Origin of the sequence: Accumulibacter sp., assembly GCF_036625195.1 — a bacterium.
Taxonomy (GTDB): domain Bacteria; phylum Pseudomonadota; class Gammaproteobacteria; order Burkholderiales; family Rhodocyclaceae; genus Accumulibacter.
On record NZ_JAZKUG010000001.1, the window covers coordinates 1,808,293 to 1,830,559 of the forward strand.

20 protein-coding genes are annotated in these 22,267 nt (G+C 65.5%); 13 read left to right on the forward strand and 7 right to left on the reverse strand.

All coding sequences use genetic code 11. The annotated features are described in order from the left end of the window. Nucleotides 1–40 precede the first annotated feature (40 nt). Both hrcA and hemH read left to right on the forward strand, forming a co-directional pair. Nucleotides 41–1,069 (forward strand): heat-inducible transcriptional repressor HrcA, encoded by a 1,029-nt coding sequence (gene hrcA / locus V5B60_RS07750; RefSeq protein ID WP_332346484.1) that lies wholly within the window; start codon nt 41–43, stop codon nt 1,067–1,069. Then, complete coding sequence (hemH, locus tag V5B60_RS07755) at nt 1,069–2,172, forward strand: ferrochelatase (RefSeq protein WP_332346485.1); 1,104 nt, start codon at nt 1,069–1,071, stop codon at nt 2,170–2,172. Before hrcA ends, hemH begins: the two co-directional genes overlap by 1 nt. A gap of 154 nt (nt 2,173–2,326) precedes the next feature. On the opposite strand, the gene aceB is transcribed toward hemH, so the two are convergent. Further along, nucleotides 2,327–3,925, reverse strand: a complete 1,599-nt coding sequence (aceB, locus tag V5B60_RS07760; protein ID WP_332346486.1) for a malate synthase A — start codon at nt 3,923–3,925, stop codon at nt 2,327–2,329. A 116-nt stretch (nt 3,926–4,041) separates the two neighbouring features. Between aceB and V5B60_RS07765 the strand changes: the two genes are divergently transcribed. Next, a complete protein-coding gene (locus tag V5B60_RS07765) occupies nt 4,042–4,941 on the forward strand; it encodes a LysR family transcriptional regulator (protein ID WP_332346487.1) in 900 nt (299 codons plus the stop codon). 70 nt (nt 4,942–5,011) lie between these two features. Here V5B60_RS07765 and V5B60_RS07770 read toward each other — a convergent pair whose 3' ends face one another. Further along, nucleotides 5,012–5,209, reverse strand: a complete 198-nt coding sequence (locus tag V5B60_RS07770) for a hypothetical protein (RefSeq protein ID WP_332346488.1) — start codon at nt 5,207–5,209, stop codon at nt 5,012–5,014. Between the two features lie 686 nt (nt 5,210–5,895). Then, nucleotides 5,896–8,883, reverse strand: coding sequence for an HD domain-containing phosphohydrolase (locus V5B60_RS07775; RefSeq protein WP_332346489.1), 2,988 nt, complete (start codon nt 8,881–8,883; stop codon nt 5,896–5,898). A gap of 117 nt (nt 8,884–9,000) precedes the next feature. Between V5B60_RS07775 and V5B60_RS07780 the strand changes: the two genes are divergently transcribed. Beyond that, on the forward strand, nt 9,001–9,510 hold the full coding sequence (locus tag V5B60_RS07780; RefSeq protein ID WP_332346490.1) for an adenylyltransferase/cytidyltransferase family protein: 510 nt from the start codon (nt 9,001–9,003) through the stop codon (nt 9,508–9,510). An 87-nt stretch (nt 9,511–9,597) separates the two neighbouring features. Here V5B60_RS07780 and V5B60_RS07785 read toward each other — a convergent pair whose 3' ends face one another. The 4 genes from V5B60_RS07785 to V5B60_RS07800 form a co-directional block, all read right to left on the reverse strand. Then, nucleotides 9,598–10,446, reverse strand: a complete 849-nt coding sequence (locus V5B60_RS07785) for an HDOD domain-containing protein (RefSeq protein WP_332346491.1) — start codon at nt 10,444–10,446, stop codon at nt 9,598–9,600. Nucleotides 10,447–10,622: 176 nt separating this feature from the next. Beyond that, nucleotides 10,623–11,000: a YajD family HNH nuclease gene (locus V5B60_RS07790; protein ID WP_332346492.1), complete on the reverse strand. Its 378-nt coding sequence runs from the start codon at nt 10,998–11,000 to the stop codon at nt 10,623–10,625. A gap of 53 nt (nt 11,001–11,053) precedes the next feature. Then, on the reverse strand, nt 11,054–12,220 hold the full coding sequence (locus tag V5B60_RS07795) for an alkaline phosphatase family protein (protein ID WP_332346493.1): 1,167 nt from the start codon (nt 12,218–12,220) through the stop codon (nt 11,054–11,056). A 117-nt stretch (nt 12,221–12,337) separates the two neighbouring features. Beyond that, entirely contained in the window at nt 12,338–13,414 is a 1,077-nt protein-coding gene (locus V5B60_RS07800; RefSeq protein WP_332346494.1) for an MBL fold metallo-hydrolase, read from the reverse strand. 196 nt (nt 13,415–13,610) lie between these two features. Between V5B60_RS07800 and V5B60_RS07805 the strand changes: the two genes are divergently transcribed. The 9 genes from V5B60_RS07805 (at nt 13,611) to V5B60_RS07845 (ending at nt 22,259) form a co-directional block, all read left to right on the forward strand. Then, a complete protein-coding gene (locus tag V5B60_RS07805) occupies nt 13,611–14,084 on the forward strand; it encodes a PaaI family thioesterase (protein ID WP_332346495.1) in 474 nt (157 codons plus the stop codon). A 135-nt stretch (nt 14,085–14,219) separates the two neighbouring features. Then, nucleotides 14,220–15,383, forward strand: a complete 1,164-nt coding sequence (locus V5B60_RS07810) for an isovaleryl-CoA dehydrogenase (protein ID WP_332346496.1) — start codon at nt 14,220–14,222, stop codon at nt 15,381–15,383. Between the two features lie 105 nt (nt 15,384–15,488). Then, on the forward strand, nt 15,489–16,631 hold the full coding sequence (gene can, locus V5B60_RS07815; protein WP_332346497.1) for a carbonate dehydratase: 1,143 nt from the start codon (nt 15,489–15,491) through the stop codon (nt 16,629–16,631). A gap of 7 nt (nt 16,632–16,638) precedes the next feature. Beyond that, a complete protein-coding gene (locus V5B60_RS07820) occupies nt 16,639–17,583 on the forward strand; it encodes a DMT family transporter (RefSeq protein WP_332346498.1) in 945 nt (314 codons plus the stop codon). After that, nucleotides 17,580–18,716 (forward strand): acyl-CoA dehydrogenase, encoded by a 1,137-nt coding sequence (locus V5B60_RS07825; protein ID WP_332346499.1) that lies wholly within the window; start codon nt 17,580–17,582, stop codon nt 18,714–18,716. The genes V5B60_RS07820 and V5B60_RS07825 overlap by 4 nt, the downstream gene beginning before the upstream one ends. Before the next feature lies 1 nt (nt 18,717). After that, nucleotides 18,718–19,215, forward strand: coding sequence for a PaaI family thioesterase (locus V5B60_RS07830; RefSeq protein ID WP_332346500.1), 498 nt, complete (start codon nt 18,718–18,720; stop codon nt 19,213–19,215). 19 nt (nt 19,216–19,234) lie between these two features. After that, on the forward strand, nt 19,235–19,837 hold the full coding sequence (locus V5B60_RS07835; RefSeq protein ID WP_332346501.1) for a 2-hydroxychromene-2-carboxylate isomerase: 603 nt from the start codon (nt 19,235–19,237) through the stop codon (nt 19,835–19,837). Then, complete coding sequence (locus V5B60_RS07840) at nt 19,837–21,456, forward strand: carboxyl transferase domain-containing protein (protein ID WP_332346502.1); 1,620 nt, start codon at nt 19,837–19,839, stop codon at nt 21,454–21,456. Before V5B60_RS07835 ends, V5B60_RS07840 begins: the two co-directional genes overlap by 1 nt. An 8-nt stretch (nt 21,457–21,464) precedes the next feature. After that, a complete protein-coding gene (locus V5B60_RS07845) occupies nt 21,465–22,259 on the forward strand; it encodes an enoyl-CoA hydratase/isomerase family protein (protein WP_332346503.1) in 795 nt (264 codons plus the stop codon). The last annotated feature ends 8 nt before the right edge of the window (nt 22,260–22,267 follow it).

Genomic DNA, 22,267 nt, shown 5'->3' on the forward strand with positions numbered 1-22,267 from the left:
GGCACAGCGCGGTTGCGGCATTTTTTGTAGAATCCCGGACATGCTCGACGATCGCGCACGAACACTCCTCAAGACCCTGATCGAACGTTACATTGCCGAAGGTCAGCCGGTCGGCTCGCGCGCGCTGTCGCGCTGTTCCGGCCTTGAGCTGTCGGCTGCGACGGTGCGCAACGTGATGGCCGACCTCGAGGACATCGGCCTGATCGCCAGTCCGCATACGTCCGCTGGCCGTGTTCCGACGGCGCGCGGCTATCGCTTCTTCGTCGACAGCCTGCTGACCGTCAAGCCGCTGGAACCGGACAAGCTGCAGGCCATCGAGGGCCAGTTGCTGCCGACGCAGCCGCGGCAACTGATCAGCAATGCGTCACACCTGCTCTCCGGATTGACCCGTTTCGCCGGCATTGTCATGGCACCGCGCCGGCCAACGCTGCGGGTTCGTCAGATGGAGTTCGTCAGCCTGTCCGAGCGGCGCGTGCTGCTGATCCTGGTGACGGCCGACGGCGACGTGCAGAATCGCTTGCTGTTTACCAACCGTGGGTACACCCCTTCGGAACTGGTCACCGCCACCAACTACCTGAATCAGCATTTCGTCGGACACGATTTCGAGCACATGCATGCGCGTGTCCGAGACGAACTGAGGGAACTGCGCGGCGACCTGCAGGCGCTGATGGCCGCTGCGCTGACGGCCGGTGACGAGGTGATCCGAGGCCCGGGCGAGCGCTATGTGATTTCCGGTGAACGCAACCTGCTTGGAGTCGAGGAGTTCTCGTCGAACATGCAGCGACTGCGCGAGCTGTTTGACCTCTTCGAACAGCAGACTGCGCTGATGCAACTGCTCGACCTGACGCAGCGAGCCGACGGCGTGCAGATCTTCATCGGCGGGGAGTCCGGTCTGGCTCCGCTCGACGAATGCAGCGTCGTCACGGCACCCTATGAGGTCGATGGCGAGGTGGTCGGCTCGGTGGGCGTCATCGGCCCGACGCGAATGGCCTACGAGCGGGTGATCCCGATCGTGGACATCACCGCCAAGCTGCTCTCGTCGGCGCTCAGCTACCAGGCCAACTCCTGATGTCGCGCTATCTCGCTGAACCGGCGTATCGTCACGGCTCGCCGCCGCTGACCGCCATCCTGCTGATCAACCTCGGGACTCCGGAAGCACCGACGAAGGTCGCCGTACGGCGCTACCTCGGCGAGTTCCTGGCCGACCCACGGGTCGTCGAGATCCCGCGGCCGTTGTGGTGGCTGATTCTCAATGGCATCGTCCTCAATACCCGCCCAGGACGCTCTGCGAAGAAGTACGCTGCCGTGTGGACGGCGGACGGGTCGCCGCTGCAGGTTCATCTGGCACGCCAGGCGACACTGCTGCGCGGCTTTCTCGGCCAGGCCGGACACCGCGTCGCGGTCGAGTACGCCATGCGCTATGGCCAGCCGTCGATTCCGGCGACACTGTCACGGCTCAAAGCCGAGGGCTGCACACGCATCCTCTTGTTGCCGCTCTATCCGCAGTACGCTGCCAGCACGACTGCGAGCGCGTTCGACGCCGTTGCTGCCTGGCTGCGCGGTGTGCGCAACCAGCCGGAAATACGCAGCATCCGGAGTTTCGCCGACCACCCGGGCTACATCGCCGCGCTGGCTGCCAGCGTCCGCGAGCACTGGGCAAGCCACGGTCGGCCGGCTGCCTCCTATCGTCTGTTGATGAGCTTTCATGGGCTGCCCCGCTACACCCTCGACCGCGGCGATCCCTACCATTGTGAGTGCCAGAAGACCGCACGCCTCCTCGCCGAAGCGCTTGGTCTCGGCAAGGAGGCGCATCTGGCCTGCTTTCAGTCCCGCTTTGGTCGCAGCGAATGGCTGCAGCCCTACACCGTGGCGAGCCTGCGTGCGCTGGCCAACGAGGGCGTACACAGGGTCGATGTGATCTGTCCCGGGTTCACGGCGGACTGCCTCGAGACGCTCGAGGAAGTGGCCATCGAGGGCAGGAGCGAGTTCCTGCATGCCGGCGGCAGAGAGTACCACTACATCCCCTGCCTGAACGAGCGGGACGACTGGATCCACGCGCTGGCCCAACTGGCTGCCAACCATCTCCAGGGTTGGCCGACGCGCGAAGCCCCCGATGCAGCCGCCCTTGAGCTGAGCGCCCTGCGCGCTCGCGCCCTCGGCGCCCGCTCCTGAAGCTTGCCGAGGCGGTCAAGCAGGCGCCGGGAAGCGGCGGTCCCGGCGGCGACAAGGGCGGCGTTTGCGATCCCGCCTTTGCTTTCCCTGAGGGCCGTCGTCGGGTGGGGCGGGAGCGCTAGCCGAGCGCTCTTCCGCTCCCGCCGGGCAGGGCTCAGTCCATTGCTTCGTACAGCGGCAAAGTGAGGAACTCCGGGTAGTCCGGCGTCAGAGACATCCTGTCGAAAATCACTGCCGCCTGGTCGTAGGTCGCCGTTTCCTCTCCCTGGGCGCTGACGGTAGCCTTCACCCTGGCCAGCTCCTCGGCGATCATGCCGCGCACCATGTCGGCGGTCACCTTGCGTCCGTCGTCGAGGACTCCCTTCGGCGAAACCACCCATTGCCACACCTGCGAACGGGAGATCTCGGCGGTGGCGGCGTCTTCCATCAGGTTGTGGATCGGCACGCAGCCGTTGCCCGCCAGCCAACTGCCCAGGTAGTGGATACCGACGTTGATGTTGTTGCGCACGCCCGCCTCGGTGATTGGCTGCGACGGCTGGAAGTTGAGGAAGTCGGCAGCCGTGAAGTTCTCGTCGCGCTGCTTCTCCCATTGGTTCGGGCGGTCACCGAGAACCTTCTGGAACTCTTCGGCGGCGATCGCGACCAAGCCGGGGTGCGCCACCCAGCCGCCGTCGAAGCCGTCGTTGGCGTCGCGCGCCTTGTCGTGCCGGATGCCGGCGAGCGCTTTCTCATTCGCTACCGGATCATTCTTGATCGGAATCAGTGCGCTCATTCCGCCCATCGCCGGTGCTCCGCGCTTGTGGCAGATCTTGACCAGTTGCAGTGCGTAGCTGCGCATGAACGGCACTTCCATCGTGATGGCGCCGCGGTTGGCGAGGCAGAAGTCGGGGTTCTTCTTGAACTTCTTGATGCACGAAAAGATGTAGTCCCAGCGGCCGGCATTGAGGCCCGCCGAGTGCTCGCGCAGTTCGTAGAGGATCTCCTCCATTTCGAAGGTTGCAAGAATCGTCTCGACGAGGACGGTTGCCTTGATCGTACCCCTGGGCAGACCGATATGCTCCTGGGCCATGATGAAGATGTCGTTCCACAGACGGGCCTCGAGGTGCGATTCCATCTTCGGCAGGTAGTAGAACGGGCCGGCGCCACGCGCGACCTGCTCGCGGGCATTGTGGAAGAAAACCAGGCCAAAGTCGAAGATGCCGCCGGAAACCCGCTGCCCATCGACGGTGACGTGCTTCTCGTCGAGATGCCAGCCGCGCGGGCGGATCTGCAGGGTGGCGACCTTCTCGTTGAGTGCGTACTCCTTGCCGGCCTCGTTGGTGAATGAGAGTTGCCGACGGATCGCCCGGAACAGGTTGAGCTGGCCCTGTACCTGATTGTCCCAGTTCGGACTGTTGGAATCCTCGAAGTCGGTCATGTACGAATCGGCGCCGGAATTGTAGGCGTTGATGATCATTTTCGCTTCGACCGGGCCGGTAATCTCGGTTCGACGACACGCGAGTGCTGCCGGCAGTGGCGCGATCTTCCACTCGCCCTCGCGGATGTGCCGCGTTTCCGGCAGAAAGTCCGGCATTTCGCCCGCGTCGATCCGCGCCTGGCGATCCCGCCGCGCTTGCAGCAACTCTTGCCGGCGGCCTTCGAAGGTCCGATGCAGCTTGGCGACCAGCGCCAGCGCATCGCGCGTGAGAATGTTTTCGTATCCGGGTCTGATCGGGGCGTTTACTTGCATTCCGGCGGGCAGATCGAGGCTCATTGGGTGGCTCCTGTCGATGAGTTATGATGCAGTGCAAGAATTCTATTCGATGCGCAGGACAAAGATAAGATCGACTGGAATCAAAGTATCTTTTACTCTGGGTAATGAATTGCACGATGGACCATCTCAAGCAGATCGAGGCCTTCGTCAACGCGGCGACACGTGGCAGTTTGTCAGCTGCCGCCCGACTCGAGGCGGTCACGCCGGCGGTGATCGGGCGGCGCCTCGATGCCCTCGAGGCCCGCCTTGGCGTCAAGCTGCTGCTGCGCACGACGCGCAAGCTGTCGCTGACCTTCGAAGGGCAGGCTTTTCTCGAAGACTGCCAACGGATCCTCAACGACTTGGCGAATGCCGAGGCGGCGGTTTCACTCGGTGGCGTTCAGGCCAGTGGCCACTTGCGGGTGTCGGCACCCGCCGGCTTCGGGCGGCGCCACGTGGCTCCGCAGGTGGCGGCGTTCATGCGGTCGAACCCGGAGGTCAGCGTTCGCCTTGATCTCACCGATCGGCTCGTCGACCTCGTGAACGAGGGCGTCGACTGTGCCGTGCGCATCGGCGAGCTGGCCGATTCGCGTCTGGCGGTGAGCAAGCTTGGCGAGATGAGGCGTCTGGTCGTCGGTAGCCCGTCGTACCTGGCAAGCCACGGAATTCCGGCGACTCCCGCCGATCTGGCGCGACACAACTGCCTTTCTCTCGGGCAACAGCGGGGCTGGGCCCTGCGCGAGACGCCTGCTGGTGAGGTCGTGAACCACAAGGTCGCGGGGAACTTCGAGTGCAATGATGGCGCTGTGCTGCACGAATGGGCACTGGCCGGCAAGGGGTTGGCGTGGCGCTCGTTGTGGGAGGTGGGAGACGACCTGCGGCGGGGGGATCTGGTTTCCGTTCTGGACGACTATGCCGCGCCAGCCGTCGGCATCCATGCCGTTTTTCCCCAGTGGCGGCACCTCCCGTTGCGGGTCCGTCTGTTCATCGACCATGCCAAGAGGACTTTCGGCGACCCGCGGTACTGGGAAACCTGAAAGAGCCAGAGCGGGACGACGACGCGCCGCCGGCGTACCGTCGCCGTCGGACCGGTCGCTGCCGCGGCGATCACTGGCTGTTCTCGGCGGCTTTCTTGGCGGCGCGCAGGAGGGCTTTCCTGGCTTTTTCGGCACGAATGTGCGCCAAGGCCTGCGCCTTGTTGCACTCCTTGCAATAGGAATGCAAACCGTCCGAACTACGCGCATTCTTGTGGAAGTCAAGCACGGGCTTCTCTTGCTTGCACTTGACACAAATCTTGGTTTTCACTGGACCGGTCGAGGATTCCATTACGAGATCAGAAAGGCATTCCATTATCAGTATCACTAATGAATTTCGCGTTGCGTTCAACTTCATTCCTGCTCTCGGCGAGGGCGCTTGAGGCCCGTGGCGGGACGGCGTCGGACCCAGTTGCTGCCGCCACGAACCTCCATCCGCAGCTGAAAACCGTTCAGCGGTGGGCATTTGATCCATGTCTGGCGCTTGGCGCAGTAGCGGAGGGCTGGCGTCCGGCAATGGCATACCGCAACACTGGGTGCTCCGTCGCCGACCGTCGCGCGCCGCTGCGGCGCACGTTGCCGCGAGATGGAATAAGCAAGCTCTATGCCATTAAATCAATTTAGCTTATTCTTCAGTGCGTTGGCTCAACGGGATCGCGGTGCGCGTCGTTGGCCACTGGCTAGATGTAAAGAATCCTGACAGTCGTCGGGATGCAGGCCGCGACCCGAGCGCTCGCCCCTCGGTCGATGACCCGCCTGACGGTCGATGACGTGTGGCCGACTGGCACCTGCCGGATCAGAGCCTGGTGCCTGGTGGTTTCTGGCGGCAAGTCGGCCAGGGCGCGGTTGACCTGCTGCGGCGCGGTCGGGTCTGCCGGCGGCGCCGCATGCCCCTGCCGGTCGCTACTGACGCGCCGTCGGCGGGTGTCTGCAGGGCAGTATCGCCGACATCCCCGGTCAGAACGTGGCTGGCGGTGGCTCCAGGCGTGCCAGCAGCGCGTCGACGTCCACGCTGTCGATCTGCTCCGGCTGCATGTGCTCGCGGGCGTACTCGAGATGGACGCCGGCGCGCAGGAAAAGGGCGAACAGTTCGCCGTCGATATGCTGTTCCTGCTGCATGCGAACCATGATGGCCAGCGCCGCCGAGAGTGTCTTGCCCGTCTTGTACGGCCGGTCGATCGCCGTCAATGCCTCGAAGATGTCGGCAATGGCCATCATCCGCGCCAGTGGGCTCATCTCGTCGCGTCGCAGTTGCCGTGGGTAACCGCTGCCGTCCATCTTCTCGTGATGGCCGCCGGCAATCTCCGGCACTTGACGCAGGTGCTTCGGAAACGGCAGTTGCGAGAGCATCATCAGTGTCTGGATGATGTGCTCATTGATCTTGTAGCGCTCCTCGTCCGTCAGTGTTCCGCGGCCAACCGACAGGTTGTAGATTTCGCCGCGGTTGTAGAGGAGTTCGGGGACCCTCATCCGGAACCCCCAGCGGTTGTTCTCGGGGAACCGGTCCTGCTGTCGTCGCGGCACGAGGTGCTCCGGCTTGTCCGCCAGCAGCGGTTCGGCAACCGGCAGTGCAGCGGCCTCGCCCGACTCCTTGCGCAGCCGTTCTTCACGGGCGATACCGATCCGGTCATCGAGCGTGCGCAGCCAGCTTCTGGCGGCGATCGTCCGCAGCCGCTCGACATCGTGCTCTGCCATGGACTCGCCGCCCTCGTTGCAGCGGGCGACGAAGGCGAAGTCGTCGTCCAGTTGCTGCCACGCGGCGCGCAGCCGGCTCTCCGCGACCGCAGCGTCCTCGCCGCCGGCAACGGCCCGCAGGCAGTCGATCTCCGCGTCGCGCTTGAGGACCTCGAAGCGCATCCGCACTTCATGGATGCGGTCGTGAATGCTCTCCAGTTTGGTTGCCTTGTCGACCACGTACTCCGGAGTGGTCACCTTGCCGCAATCATGCAGCCACGCGGCAACGTGCAATGCCTCCCGGTCATCCTGGCTGAGATCGAAGTCCCGATAGGGTCCGCTGTTCGCAGCACACGCTGCATCGGCGAGCATTTGGGTCAGTTCCGGAACCCGCGCGCAATGCCCCCCCGTGTAGGGACTCTTGGCGTCGATCGCGGCGGCGATGAGTTGGATGAAGGCAGCGAAGAGATCCTTCTGCGCCTTGATCAGCGCCTTGCTCTCGAGCGATACCGCGGCCGATGCCGAAAGGGCCTTGACGAAGCTCAGGCGATCGGCATCCGTTTCGCCGTCAACGAACAGCATGATTGCACCAACCAGTTCGGCGTTTCGGTTGAGCAGTGGTACGGCAATGCCGTATCGGAACTGCAGCCACTCCGTTCCGGTGAGGCCAAGGGCAACGTGATCCTCTGCCCGCAGCCTGTCGCTGCGCGCCGCCCGTGCGGCCAACGCGGTGCCGAGCAAGGGGCCACTGCAGCCGATGCCGACGGTTGCCAGCCCGGCGGCGCCCACCTGCCCGGCGTGCTGCAGTGCGGCTGCCGGCTGCAACTTGTCATCTCCGGCAAGATAGAGGATGCCGGCACCGGCTCCGGCAGTTTTCATGGTATCCGCCAGGAGGTGCGGCAGGAGTCGATCGAAGTCCTGCTCGGCGGCGACCGCCTGGCTGATGTCGACGAAACGACGGATCGTTCGCTTCATGCCGTCCATCGTCTGTGCCAGCTCGCTCACTTCCTTGATCGAGGAATCCAGGACGATCGGCCGTACGAACTCGAAGTGCCGTATCGCCTCCGCTTCACCCGCCAAGCTACCCAACGAGCGCGACACCGCCTGCGCCAGAGCCCAGGTCAACGGCACCGTCAGCAGGAGGACGAGCAGCGTCGCCAACGCCGAGTGCCGCACCAGGCGAAGCGCGCCGGCCAGCAGTTCCTCCTCGGGGATGGCGGTCACGATGTACAGTTCCACCGGGCTCTCGAGCAGCAGCCGGTCGACCGACGCTCGCCATTCCTGCCCGGCTGTGCTGACGGCGAGCATGGCCGTCTGCCGGCCCTGCATGTTGCGCACCGTATCGAGCACCGGGACCAGTGCCGGCACCCCGAGCTCGTCGAGCCGCGCCAGGGAAGCGTGCTCACCATCGGCGGCGGGCGTGAGTACCATGCGCCGTGCTTCCTCGTAGGCAAGCACGCGACCCTCACCGTTGACCATCGCGATGGCGGTCGCGGGCGTCACCTTCTGTCGCGCCAGAGCCTCGCCCAGGGTGTGCAGCAGGATGTCCGCCGCAACGACGGCACGCCCGCCATCGGCGATGTGCGCCAGAGTGGTGCCGACCCGCTGGCTCGAGAAGAAGAGGTAAGGGGGAGTCTCGACGAGTCTGGCCTCATGCCTCGCCTGCGTGAACCAGGGCCGCTGGCGCGGGTCGTAGGTGGCGGCGTAATCGGGACGGTCGTCCCGTCGCAGCAGTCGCAGCTCGTCGTCGAAGTACATGAACACGCCACGCGCCACCGGCGTCGTCCGCTCGATGCTTTGCACGACATAGCGTGCGGCGCTCGGCGCGCGCGCTCGCTCACCGGCACTGCCGTGGCCGATGCGTCCGAGCAGGAAGAAATCACCATTGTCGTAACCGACGTAGAGCGAGGACAGCGCCGGCGAACTGTCGAGGGCGATGCGCAGGAACTGCAGGCTCTGCAGCCGCTGTGCGAGCGATCCGGCGCTGCTCACGCTCTGCTGGCTCAACAGGCGGGTCGCCATCTGGGCCGGGTCGATGAGCAGCCGCATCTCGAGCAGGGTCTCCTGGCTGATGCGCGATGTCAGGCCAGCCGCCGAGCTTTGCAGGAGCGAACTGCTCAAGCGGTAGCCAATCCCTGCCAGAACGGCGCAGACGCCGACGATCAACGCCAGAAACAACGTCGAGATGTGGATGTGTAGCGGATAAGGGCGGCGCATGTCGATGGGCTGGTAACGATAACGAAGCCGGATCACCGGCAAGACACTGTGCACGACGTCGGGTCTGCCGTGCCCGGACCTCTCCGCGGCTTCCCGGTCCTGCGCTGCGTCCGGCGAAACTTCGCTGCTGTGTCCAAAGCCTGTACGATACCCGCCTTTCAGGAGCAAAGCATGTCCGAGGCAACCAGCGCCAGCGCGAAAAGGCAGCCGGATTTCGAGCGCAAGATCGTCACGCCGCAGCAGCTCGCGGAGGGTGTCGCCAGCCTGCCGCGGCCGCTGGTATTCACCAACGGCTGTTTCGATGTCCTCCACCGGGGCCACGTCACCCTGCTCGCCGAAGCGCGGTCCCTGGGCGCGGCGCTGGTCGTCGCGCTCAACGCCGATGCGTCGGTCAGGCGACTCGGCAAGGGCGAGGGGCGACCGGTGAACAGCCTCGCTGACCGCCTGGCGATCATCGCCGCGCTGCAGGCGGTGAGCCTGGTGACCTGGTTCGACGAGGATACGCCGCTGCAACGGATACTCGAATGTCGGCCGGACATCCTCGTCAAGGGCGGTGACTGGCCGGTCGAGCGGATCGTCGGCAACAGCGAGGTCACCGGCTGGGGTGGCCGCGTCCTTTCCGTGCCCTTCATCCACCAGACGTCGACCAGCGGCCTGCTGGAGAAGATCAGGCGCCTCTGACCCGCTGGCAGCGCACTGCGCAGGAGTGACTTGCCGCTCGCCGCGTCGGCCTGCCGGTCGCGCTTTGCGGCAGCTTTGGCCGTGGCTTCACCCGCCGAGGGCAGCCTTGAGCGAGGCGACGTCTTCGGTCGATTCGGAGAGCAGGGTCGCCAGTGCTGCAGGGTCGAAGAACGTACTCGCGATGCTGGCATCGGGCAACTCGCAGAAGGCAGCGTCGCGCCAGCCGTGTTCGGCGTTCGCCAGCCGGTTGGCGACGAAAACGACGTCGGCCAGGGTCGAGAGGCTGCTCACCGGCCGCTCCTGTTCGTGCTCCTGGACCACCAGCACCAACTCCTCGGGCATGCCCATTGCCGCGAGCAGGGCATGCCCGATGTGGTCATGCCAGTCCGCCAGCAACTGGTGCAACTCGCGTGGACTGGCTACCAATTCCGGGAAACTCACGGCTCGCGAAAGCAGATAGAAGACGCCGATGTCGTGCACCAGGCCGGCAAACAACGCTTCGTCGACATTGATGCGGGTGAAGCGGCGGGCCAGCACGCGCGACAGCGCTGCGACGTGCATCGTGTGCTCCCACAGCCGGCCCGACAGGGACTGGAATGCCGCCATCTTCTTGGAATTCAGAAGCTGTTCCATGGCCACGGCAAACGAAACCGTGCGCACGGCTTCCATGCCGACGCGCGCGATGGCGCTCCTGACGTCGACGATCGGACGCCCGCTGCGATTGATCGCCGCCGAGTTGGCGAGGCGGATGACCTTGGTGCTCATCAGCGGTTCCGCAGCGACCAGCCGACCCAGGTCGTCCACTGTCAGCTGGGGGTTCTTCAGGGCTGTGCGAACCTGGAAGGTGATGTCGAGAAAGGTCGGGAAAGAGACGACCTCACCCGAGAGGTCGCGAGCGATGTCTTCCAGAATCCTGAAGCTCAATTGGTTGCTCATCGGTGCATGATCCTTGGCATCGTGCGTGGGTGTCTGGTGCCGTCAGTGCGTCGCGCGACACCGGGGCGGGGGGGCCGGTTTTGCCGGCCAGCTTCGGGATTCTGCCTCAAGACGATCTGCCGCGAAGTGGTTACCGGAGATTGCGAAGTGCGACCCGGGCAAGCCGCCGAGGCCCTTCAGCCCTTATTCAGCAGTTCCCTGAGGTTGGCGAACGGCTGCCCGGTTGCCGGTGCCTTCGTTCCCCCGGCCGTGGCGCTGACGCCAGCCTGTCGGGCTGCATCTGCGTCGAGCTGCCGCGAGTGCTCGTTGTCGTGACAATAGAGACACAGCAGCTCCCAGTTGCTGCCATCGCTGGGGTTGTCGTCGTGATTGTGGTTGCGATGGTGGACCGTCAGCTCGCGCAGGTTTCGGTGGGTGAACTCGCGACCACAGCGGCCGCAAACCCAGGGATAGATCTTCAGCGCCCGCTCGCGATAGCCAGCCTCACGCGCCACGCGGCTGCGCACGGCATCGGCGATCAGACGATCGGTCGTTGCCGTCTTGTCGTTGTTCATCGTCGGTCTCCCTTGTCGTTGCCGGGATGGCTGGCAGCAAGTCTGCCTGGCGCTCAGATATGTGCCGCAATCAGCGGGATGCGCATCTCGCTGGCGCTGATGCCCCCGTGCACGCCGAGCATGGCGAAGTGCCGTTCGCCCGGCAGCCAGTCCTTGATCGTCCAGTTGTCCTTCATCAGCAAGGTATAGTCGCCGATTCGCGACAGCAGGCGTGGATGCCACGGCGGAGGTCCGAACCAGCCGGCGGCAACCAGATGCTCGCTGGCATACAGGTGAACGGCACGCGACAGGTGGCGGCGCACGTAGGCCTCAAACGCCGGCCGGTCGCTTTCGGCGACGTAGCAGTAGGCAACCCGGCGCTCGCCGCACAGGGGCCGCTGCAGGAGAGCGGCGAGCCTTGGGTGATCGTCGAGGCTGATGACCCGCCGTGCGGGCGAATCGATGAAGCCGTGATCGGCGGTGACCAGCAGCCAGTTGTTGCTGCCGCGCAGGACGCGCAGGAGTCCGCCGAAACCGGCATCGAGATCGGCCAGTGCACGTTGCGCCTGCCGGCTGTCACTGCCGTAGTGATGCGACAGACTGTCCAGTTCGGGGTAGTAGGCGTAGATGTAGCGTGGCGAGCCGCTCTCGAGCAGGAGCTGGGCAAGACAGGAGTACATCTCCGGCAAGGTGGCATAGGCAGCTACCCGTGCCCCGCGCGAGTGCCAGGCATTGAACGGGCTGCCGGCGATGCTGTGCGGCGCAACGACCCAGCACTCGCGTCGCAGCGCCTCGAACAGCGAAGCATGCGAAAAGAGCTGCGCCGGCAGCTGCTCCGGCGGCAGGCGCGGCGCTTCCTGGCGTGGGGTCAACGGCAGGATGGCCAGAGTCTGGTCGATCTCGTCGAGGTGCATGTGCCAGCCGCTGAGGCCATGCTGGGCCGGAGCGAGACCGCTCATGACGGTCGTGATGGCGCTGGCGGTGGTCGACGGAAAAACCGAGGTCATGCTGCCGACGAGGTGGTGCCGCAGCTGCGTGCTGCCCGGATGACGGGTCAGCATGCGCAGTCCGAGCCCATCGACCAGCAGCAGGAGGATATTGCGGGCGCCGGCAAGGGCATCGGCGCCCAACGCCGCCAGCGGCGGATAACGCCGCTCGTTGCTGCCACAGGCGGTAGCGATGCTTTGCATCAGATTGACCAGGCCGCCGCCGGCGTAGTCGGGAAGGAGCGTCGAGCCCATGGTGCGTCATTCTACGCCAAGCGAGGGACTGCCGGCCGGGAAGCCCCGGGGTGGCGCCGCGCTGCGTGGGGACTCGCTGGCCGACAGCGATCGGCCGTCGCGCAGTGGGTTGCCGATTCACCAGCTGGTCGCTGCTCCGAGGCTCCCTCTCGTGGCCGGCAGCCTGTCGCTGGCGACGAAGAGGATACGACCATCACGTTCCTCGCGGCGCGTCACTCGTCCGGCGTGCTCGAGTCGGTTGAGGTGGGCGATCGCTTCCCCCATGGCAAACATCATCTGATGCGCGTCAAGCTCGCGCTCGAACAGCGTCGGCAGGAGATCGGCAGCGCTGCGTGGAGTCCGGCAATTCTCTTCGAGCAGGCGCAGACGGTCCTCGTGATGGGCGTGCAGGGCATTGACCCGGTCCACGATGCCGTGGAAAGGCAGTCCGTGCGAAGGCAGTACGAGCGTGCAAGGCGGTAGATCGCGGTAGCGGTCGATCGACTGCAGGTAGTCAGCCAGCGAATCGGCCTCGGGAGTGACGGCAAAGACGCTGATGTTGGTCGAGATTGTCGGCAGCAGCATGTCTCCGGAGATCAGGATGCCGAGGTCCGGGCTGTAGAGCGCGGCGTGTTCGGGCGAGTGGCCGTAGCCGACCCGAACTTGCCATCGCTGTCCACCGATGCACAGTTCGTCGCCATCGAAGAGACGGTGATATTGCTGTGGCAGTGTCGGAACGCCGCGGTTGTAGCCACCGCTGCGGCGCTCGAGCGCAACACAGCGCTCCTCGTCGAGCCCGTGCCTGCGAAACTGGCGCAGCATCGCTGCGTTGCCGTGTCCGCCCACTTCGTGCCAGACTGCGTGCGCCGTCAGGTACTCACCGACGGTCATCCACACCGGTGCCGCGGTTCGTTCCTGCAGCCAGGCGGCAAGTCCGAGATGATCGGGATGGAAGTGGGTGATGATGATGCGCGTGATCCGGCCGCCGCGGCTCCCCTCGGCCAGGCCTTCGAGGATCGACAGCCAGCACTCCTTGACCCTGTCGAGGGCGAAACCGGTGTCGATGATGGTCCAGCCCGCACCATCCTCGAGCAGCCAGAGATTGATGTGGTCCAGTGCAAAGGGCAGCGGCATGCGCAACCAGTGAACCCCCGTGGCGACGGGGAAGATCTCGCAGGCGGCAGGCGGGGCGGTAATAGGGTAGTCGGGCGGCATTGCCAGGCGGATTGTAAAAAGCGCTGAAATCTATAAACTGCCCGATTCTGGGCGTGATGCCAGAGGCTGCGCGGGCTCGTTCGCGCTGCATTGTACAATCGATCCCATCGGGAGCTATCCGCCATTGGAACAGCCCGCCACACGCGACATCGCCGAGTTTGCGCCGACCATTGCCAGGAACTCGCTGGCAGGCTGAATGACGCGCCTGCACAAGCCGCTGGATCCGTGCTTCGCCGAGCGTGTGCGGGCCAGTTTCGCGCGCCAGCAGGCGATGGTCCTGATCGGCGCGTGCATGCCGGTGATCGAGCCCGGCTACACCGAGATCCATCTGCCGCGCCGAGTGGACATCACGCAGCAACATGGCTACATCCACGGCGGAGTCGTCGGGATGATCGCCGATTCGGCGGCCGGCTACGCAGCCAGCACGCTGACCGGAGCCGACACCGAGGTGTTGACCGTCGAATACAAGCTCAACCTGCTGGCACCTGCCGAAGGGGAATTGCTGATCGCCGAGGGATCCGTGGTCCGCTATGGGCGGACACTGATCGTCACGCGAGCCGAGGTCCTGGCGGTCAATCATGGCCGGAAGACCGCGTGCGCGCTGATGCAGCAGACGATCATCGCCGTCCACGGCCGAAAGGAACAGCCCGGCCAGCGCTCGGCAAGCTGATGCACGAAGACTGGATGACGGCCGCAACGAGTTCTTTCATCATCCATGCCGCCGCCCATTGCCGCGGGAACGGCGATGAAGCTTGTGCGCTGCGGTTGCGGCATGTGCACGCAGCCCGACCAAGGAGCCAGAGAAATGGAGTATCCGAGCCTCAGTTTTGCCCACGGTGAAACGATCGACCTGCTGCGCAGCAGCGTGCGCAGTTTTGCCGCTGGCGAGATCGCACCGCGCGCCGAGGCCATCGACCGCGACAACCTCTTCCCTGCCGATCTCTGGCGCCAGTTGGGCGAGATGGGCCTGCTTGGCATCACCGCCGACGAGGAGTACGGTGGCAGCGGCCTCGGGTATCTGGCACACATCATCGCCATGGAGGAGATTTCGCGCGCATCGGCCAGTGTCGCGCTCTCCTACGGCGCCCATTCGAACCTCTGCGTGAACCAGATCTGCCGCAACGGAACGCCGGCGCAGAAGGCACGCTTCCTGCCGAAGCTGATCTCGGGCGAGCACGTCGGCGCACTCGCGATGTCCGAGGCGAATGCCGGATCGGACGTCGTCGGCATGCAACTGCGCGCCGATCGCCGCGGCGACGGCTTCGTCCTCAATGGTGGCAAGATGTGGATCACCAACGGCGGCGATGCCGACACGCTGGTGGTGTATGCCAAGACCGACGTCGATGCCGGTGCGCGCGGCATCACTGCTTTCCTGGTTGAAAAGGGGATGCGGGGTTTCTCCTGCGGTGCCAAGCTGGACAAGCTCGGCATGCGCGGCTCGAACACCTACCCGCTGTTCTTCGACGACTGCGAAGTGCCGGAGGACAACGTTCTCGGCCAGCCGAACGGCGGCGTGCGTGTGCTGATGAGCGGTCTCGATTACGAACGCGCCGTGCTCGCAGGTGGGCCGCTGGGAATCATGGCGGCGGCGATCGACCTCGTCCTGCCCTATGTTCACGATCGCCGGCAGTTTGGTCAGCCGATCGGCGAGTTCCAGCTGATGCAGGGCAAGATCGCCGACATGTACACCACCTTCAACGTCTGCCGCGCCTATGTGTATGCGGTGGGCCAAGCGTGCGACCGTGGCGAGACGACGCGCAAGGATGCTGCCGGCGCCATCCTCTACGCGGCCGAGAAGGCGACCTGGATGGCCGGTGAGGCGATCCAGGTGCTGGGCGGCAACGGCTACATCAACGACTATCCGGCAGGCCGCCTGTGGCGTGATGCCAAGCTCTACGAGATCGGTGCCGGCACGTCCGAAATCCGCCGCATGTTGATCGGTCGGGAGTTGTTCGCCGAGACGCTGTAGGGCATCATCCTGCCTGACGGGCAGGTATGTGGGCCAGCGGCCGTCCATCGGCGCCGCCCGTGCCGCACGCGTCCTGCCCCATGATCCGAAGGAACCTCGAAAGAGATGAGTACCGAGCTGAGCATCCTGAGCGCCGCTGACAGCGTGCAACTCGAGCACGTCCGTCAGTTCATCCGCAATTACGCTGCCTGGCTGGGCGTCGACCTTTCGTTCCAGGATTTCGATCAGGAGATGGCTTCGCTGCCAGGAGCTTACGCGCCACCGGCAGGGCGGCTGTTCTACGCTGAACGCGACGGGCAACCGGCTGGCTGCGTGGCGATTCGCCCGCTCTCGGCAGGACTCTGCGAGCTGAAGCGGCTGTACGTCGAACCGAGTCAGCGCAGCTACGGGGTTGGCCGTGAGCTGACGCTGGCTGCGATCAAGGCAGCGAAGGAGATCGGTTACCGCAAGCTGCTGCTCGATACGCTGCCCGCGATGCGTGTCGCCGTGAAGCTGTACCGTGAGCTCGGTTTCAAGGAGACGCCCGCCTATTACCAGACGCCGCTCGAAGGAACGATGTTTCTCGCTCTTGACCTGGAGAACTGGTCGGCCGAAGAGGTGGCGACCGAGAACCTGTTCCACCTCTTCGACTTCAATCGTGCCTGGGCAGACCGCATGCAGCAGATCGACCCGGAGTACTTTCTCAAGCTGTCGCGCCTGCAGACGCCGCAGTACCTCTGGATCGGCTGCTCGGATTCGCGCGTACCGGCGAACGAGATCTGTGGTCTGCTGCCGGGCGAGCTGTTCGTGCATCGCAACGTCGCCAATGTCGTCGTGCATACCGACCTCAACTGCCTGTCGGTCGTGCAGTTCGCGGTCGATGTGCTCAAGGTGCGGCACATCATGGTCGTCGGCCACTACGGCTGCGGCGGCGTCAAGGCGGCACTGCAGCGCGATCGTGCCGGCCTGGTCGACATCTGGCTGCGACATGTACGCGACGTGCACGACAAGCACTTGGCGCTGGTGGACGAACTGCCGCCGGAACGGCGGCATGACCGACTGTGCGAGCTCAATGTACTGGAACAGGTCGCCAACGTCTGCCAGACCTTCGTCGTGCAGGATGCCTGGCAACGCGGCCAGCCGTTGACCGTGCACGGCTGGATCTATGGCCTGCACGACGGTTTGCTGCGCGATCTCGGGGTGACCGTGCATCGTCCCGAGGACGTGCTGGCCCACTATCGTCTGGCGCTCGAGGCACTGCCCAAGTGAGCGCGTCGTGAGCAGTCCGGCGCAGCGCGCGGCGGCGCCATCGGCGACCTATCTCCGGCTCGTCGCCACCGCCGTGCTCTGGGGTGCCACCTGGATTGCCGGCCGGGTCGCCGTCAGCGAGGCGGCACCGCTCGCGGTGGCGAGCTGGCGATTCCTGCTCGCCGCGCTGCTGCTCGGCGCCTTGGTCGTGCAGCGTGAAGGCTGGCCGCGCTGGTCACGCAGCGACTGGCTGACGCTGACGGCGCTCGGTGCCAGCGGCATCTTCCTCTACAACGTCTGCTTCCTTTACGGCCTGCAGCTGATCGAGGCTGGCAGGGGCGCACTGGTCGTGGCATTGACCCCGGTGTTGGTCGCCACCGGCGACTGGCTGTTCTTCGGCGCGCCGATGTCGCCGCGCCGGGCCGCGGGAATCATCGTCGCGATGTTCGGCTGCCTGCTGGTGGTCAGCAACGGCGATGTGCGGCTTCTCGTCAGCGGGCAGATCGGCAGCGGCGAATGGCTGATCATTGGCTGCAGCCTGCTGTGGGCGGTCTACACCTTCATTGGCCGCCGCGCCACCCGCTCGCTGTCCCCCATGGCGATGACCTTCGGCGCCAGCCTCACCGGCTGCACGATGCTGACCACAGCCGCCCTCCTGCAGGGTACCCTGTTCAGCCTTGCAGACACGACCTGGCGCAGCTGGACCTCGATCGCCTTTCTCGGCATTTTCGGTGTTGCGCTGGCCTTCACCTGGTATGCCGCGGCCGTGCAGGAGATCGGTGCCACGCGCTCGGCCGCGTTCATCAATCTGGTCCCGGTCAGCGCCGTCCTGCTCGGTGCGCTGCTGCTGCACGAGCGGCTCGGGATCGCCGTTCTCGCGGGCGGTTCATTGGTGATCGCCGGCGTCCTGATGACCAATCACGCCGCCGCGCAGCTTGCGGCCGGCGCCCACAGCAAGGAGAAGACTGCATGATCTTGACCCAGGAACAGGAAATGATCCGCGACTCGCTGCGCGACTTTGCCCAGGAGCGGCTGGCGCCCTTCGCTGCCGAGTGGGACCGCCATCACACCTTTCCTGCCGAGGCGCTGCGGGAGCTCGGCGAACTCGGCGCGCTCGGCATGGTCGTCCCGGAGGAATGGGGCGGCGCCGGCATGGATTACATGTCGCTGGTTCTCGTCCTCGAGGAGATCGCGGCCGGCGACGGCGCGACGTCGACGATCGTCAGTGTGCAGAATTCGCTGGCCTGTGGCATCACGATGAAGTACGGCAGCGACGAGCAAAAGGAGAACTGGCTGAAGCCGCTGGCGCGTGGCGAGATGCTCGGCTGCTTCTGTCTCACCGAGCCGCATACCGGCTCCGACGCCGCCGCCATCACCACCCGCGCCGACCGTGACGGCGACGATTTCGTCCTCAACGGTGTCAAGCAGTTCATCACCACCGGCAAGTACGCCCAGGTGGCGATCGTCTTTGCGGTCACCGACCGGTCGGCAGGCAAGAAGGGCATCTCGTGCTTCCTGGTGCCGACCGAGACGCCGGGATACATCGTCGCCCGCATCGAGGAGAAGATGGGCCAGCGCGCCTCCGACACGGCGCAGATCCTCTTCGAGAACTGCCGCATCCCGGCCTCGTGCCTGCTCGGCCGGGAAGGCGACGGCTACCGCATCGCGCTGTCGAACCTCGAGGCCGGACGCATCGGCATCGCCGCCCAGTCGGTCGGCATGGCGCGCGCGGCCTTCGAAGCGGCGGTGCAGTATGCGCGCGAGCGCGAAACCTTCGGCAAGCCGATCATCGAGCACCAGGCGGTCAGCTTCCGCCTGGCCGACATGGCGACGCAGATCGATGCCGCCCGGCTGCTCGTCTGGCGCGCTGCGACCTTCAAGGACGCCGGCAGGCCATGCCTCAAGGAAGCGTCGATGGCCAAGATGTTCGCCTCGGAGATGGCCGAGCGGGTCTGCTCGGACGCGATCCAGATCCTCGGCGGCTATGGCTATGTCAGCGATTTTCCGGTCGAGCGGATCTATCGCGACGTGCGCGTCTGCCAGATCTACGAGGGGGCCAACGACATCCAGCGCCTGGTGATCGGCCGCGCCGTCGCCGGCGAATGAGATGAGCCGCTGCCAACTACGTCTTGGCGTCGAAGTCGCCGAGTTGAACGCGCTGGCAGTCGGGCACCTGCCCGGCTGGTTCGGCATCGAGGTCGTCAGCGTCGAACCCGGCCGGTTGACTGCGCGCCTGCCGATTCGCCCCGAGATGCTGGCACCGAACGGCTTCCTGCATGCGGCAACGATCGTCGCGCTGGCTGACACCAGCGCCGGCTATGCCACGATCGCCCATCTGCCGCCGGGCGCAGAAGGCTTCACGACGGTCGAGCTGAAGACCAACTTCCTTGGTACCCTGACCGATGGCGTGCTGCTGTGCGAGGCGACCGCGGCTCATGGTGGACGCACGACGCAGGTTTGGGACGCCGTCGTGAGCAGTGGCGACGGCAGACGGTTGGCGCTCTTCCGCTGCACGCAGATGGTGCTCTGGCCGAGGCTCGCCGCGCTGCCGGGGAGCAATGCCGCGCAGTTGCCGGGGCAGCGGGGAGGCCAACCCGCAGCGTGAAACCTCTTGAGGATCGACCATGTCACAGTTCATCGATTTCTACTTCGACTTCTCCTCTCCTTACGGCTACCTGGCTTCGGAGAAGATCGACGATCTGGCCGCCCGCCATGGCCGCAAGGTGAAATGGCGGCCGATCCTGCTCGGTGTCGTCTTCCGCCAGACCGGTGGCGCACCGCTGACCAGCATTCCGCTGAAGGGGGCGTACTCGCTGCATGACTTCGCGCGCTCGGCGCGCTTCCTCGACGTCCCCTACGAGCACCCGAAGCACTTCCCGCTGAGCACGCAGCACGCCGCGCGCGCCTACTACTGGCTGCACGATCAGGATTGCGCCGTGGCACGCATGTTTGCGCACGCCGTCTTCCGCAGCCTGTACACCGCGGGGCGCGACGTCTCGGAGATCGACGTCGTGCTCGACATCGCCGCCGACCAGAAGGTCGATCGCAGCGCACTGGCCGCCGCGCTCGCGGGCCAGGCACTGAAGGATCGCCTGAAGGCCGAGTGCGAGGCGGCGATCGCCCGCGGCGTCTTTGGCTCGCCCTACATCGTCGTTGATGGCGAACCGTTCTTTGGCGCCGATCGCCTGCCGCAGATCGAGCGCTGGCTGGCCAGTGGAGGCTTCTGATGCCCGTTCTCAACAGCCGGCTCGATGTCCGCAGTGCCGAGTTTCAGGCAAGCCAGGCGGCGATGGCAGCGATCGTCGCCGATCTGCGGGCGACCGTGGAGCGCGTCGCTCTCGGCGGTCCCGAGGCCGCGCGGCAGAAGCACCTGGCGCGGGGCAAGCTGCTGCCGCGCGAGCGGGTCGATGCATTGATCGATCCCGGTTCCCCCTTCCTCGAACTGTCGCAACTCGCTGCCTATGGCATGTACGGCGATGCGCATCCCTTCGAGGTGCCGGCGGCGTCGCTGATCACCGGCATCGGTCGCGTCAATGGCGTCGAATGCATGATCGTCGCCAACGACGCGACGGTGAAGGGGGGTACCTACTACCCGCTGACGGTCAAGAAGCACCTGCGGGCGCAGGAGATCGCCAGCGAGAACCGCCTGCCGTGCATCTACCTGGTCGATTCGGGTGGCGCCTTCCTGCCGATGCAGGATGAAGTCTTTCCTGACCGGGAGCATTTCGGCCGCATCTTCTACAACCAGGCTCGCCTCTCGGCGGCCGGCATCCCGCAGATCGCCGCCGTCCTGGGCTCGTGCACGGCGGGCGGCGCCTACGTGCCGGCGATGTGCGACGAGTCGATCATCGTCAAGGAGCAGGGGACGATCTTCCTCGGCGGGCCGCCGCTGGTCAAGGCGGCAACCGGTGAGGTGGTCAGCGCCGAGGATCTCGGTGGCGCCGACGTCCATACGCGCGTCTCCGGCGTCGCCGATCATTATGCGGAAAACGACGCGCACGCACTGGCCATTGCCCGTCGCGTGGTCGGCCATCTCAACTGGCGCAAGCAGCCGGCAGTCAGCCTCGGCGAACCCTGCCCGCCGCTTCATCCGGCCGACGAGCTGTACGGAGTGATCCCGACTGATTCGCGGAAGCCGTTCGACGTGCGCGAGATCATTGCCCGCATCGTCGATGGCTCCGATTTCGACGAGTTCAAGGCGCGCTACGGGACGACCATCGTCTGCGGCTCGGCTCGCCTGTGGGGCTATCCCGTGGGTATCGTCGCCAGCAACGGCATCCTGTTCTCCGAGTCATCGCTGAAGGCGGCGCACTTCGTCGAGCTGTGCGCACAACGTGGCGTGCCGCTGTTGTTCCTGCAGAACATCACCGGCTTCATGGTCGGCCGCAAGTACGAGAACGGGGGCATCGCGCGCGACGGGGCGAAAATGGTCACCGCCGTCGCCTGCGCCAATGTGCCGAAGTTCACGGTGGTCATCGGTGGCTCCTTCGGTGCCGGCAACTACGGCATGTGTGGGCGTGCCTACTCGCCGCGGCTGTTGTGGATGTGGCCGAACGCCCGCATTTCGGTGATGGGCGGCGAACAGGCCGCGAACGTTCTGGCGACCGTACGGCGCGACGGTCTGGAGGCCGCCGGACGGACCTGGAGCAGCGAAGACGAGGAGGCGTTCAAGGCGCCGATCCGCGAGCAGTACGAGCGGCAGGGCCACCCCTACTACGCCAGTGCCCGCCTCTGGGACGACGGTGTGATCGACCCCGCCGATACCCGGCGGGTCCTCGGCCTCGGCCTGTCGGCGGCGTTGAACGGCAACCCCGAGCCGACCCGGTTCGGTATCTTCCGCATGTAGGGCCAGCCATGAGCGATTATCGATCGATCATCACGGAGGTCGACGGTGGCGTCGGCATCCTGACGCTGAATCGGGCGCAGCGTCACAACGCGTTCGACGAGGAACTGATCACCGAGATCACTGCCGGTCTGCGACAACTTGCCGCCGATTCACGGGTGCGTGTCGTCGTCCTCTCGTCGACCGGCAGGAGTTTCTGTGCCGGCGCCGATCTCAACTGGATGAAGCGGGCCGCTGGCTACACGCCCGAGGAAAACCTGCTCGATGCCAGCCGGCTCGCAGAGCTCCTGATGACGCTGAACGAGCTGCCGAAGCCGACGATCGCCCGCGTCCAGGGAGCGGCGTATGGTGGTGGCGTTGGCCTGATCGCCGCCTGCGATCTGGCGGTCGGTACCTACGACGCGATCTTCGCCCTCAGCGAGGTCAAGCTGGGCATCGTCCCGGCGGTGATCAGCCCCTACGTGCTGGCGGCGATCGGCGAGCGCTACAGCCGGCGCTACATGCTCACCGCCGAGCGTTTTTCCGCTGCCGAAGCCTACCGCATCGGCCTGCTGCACGAACTCGTTCCGGGCGACGAGGAACTCGATGAAGCGATCGCCGAGATCGTCGAGGCCCTGCTGGCCAACGGGCCGAATGCACAGGCTGAATGCAAGGCGCTGATCCGCGTCGTCGCCGGGCAGCCGATCGATGCCGAGACCATCGCCGAGACGACACAGCGGATCACGCGGGTGCGCGCCAGTGACGAGGGGCGGGAAGGCCTCGCCGCCTTCCTCGAGAAGCGGCCACCCAACTGGCTTGCCGACTGAGGGGGCCG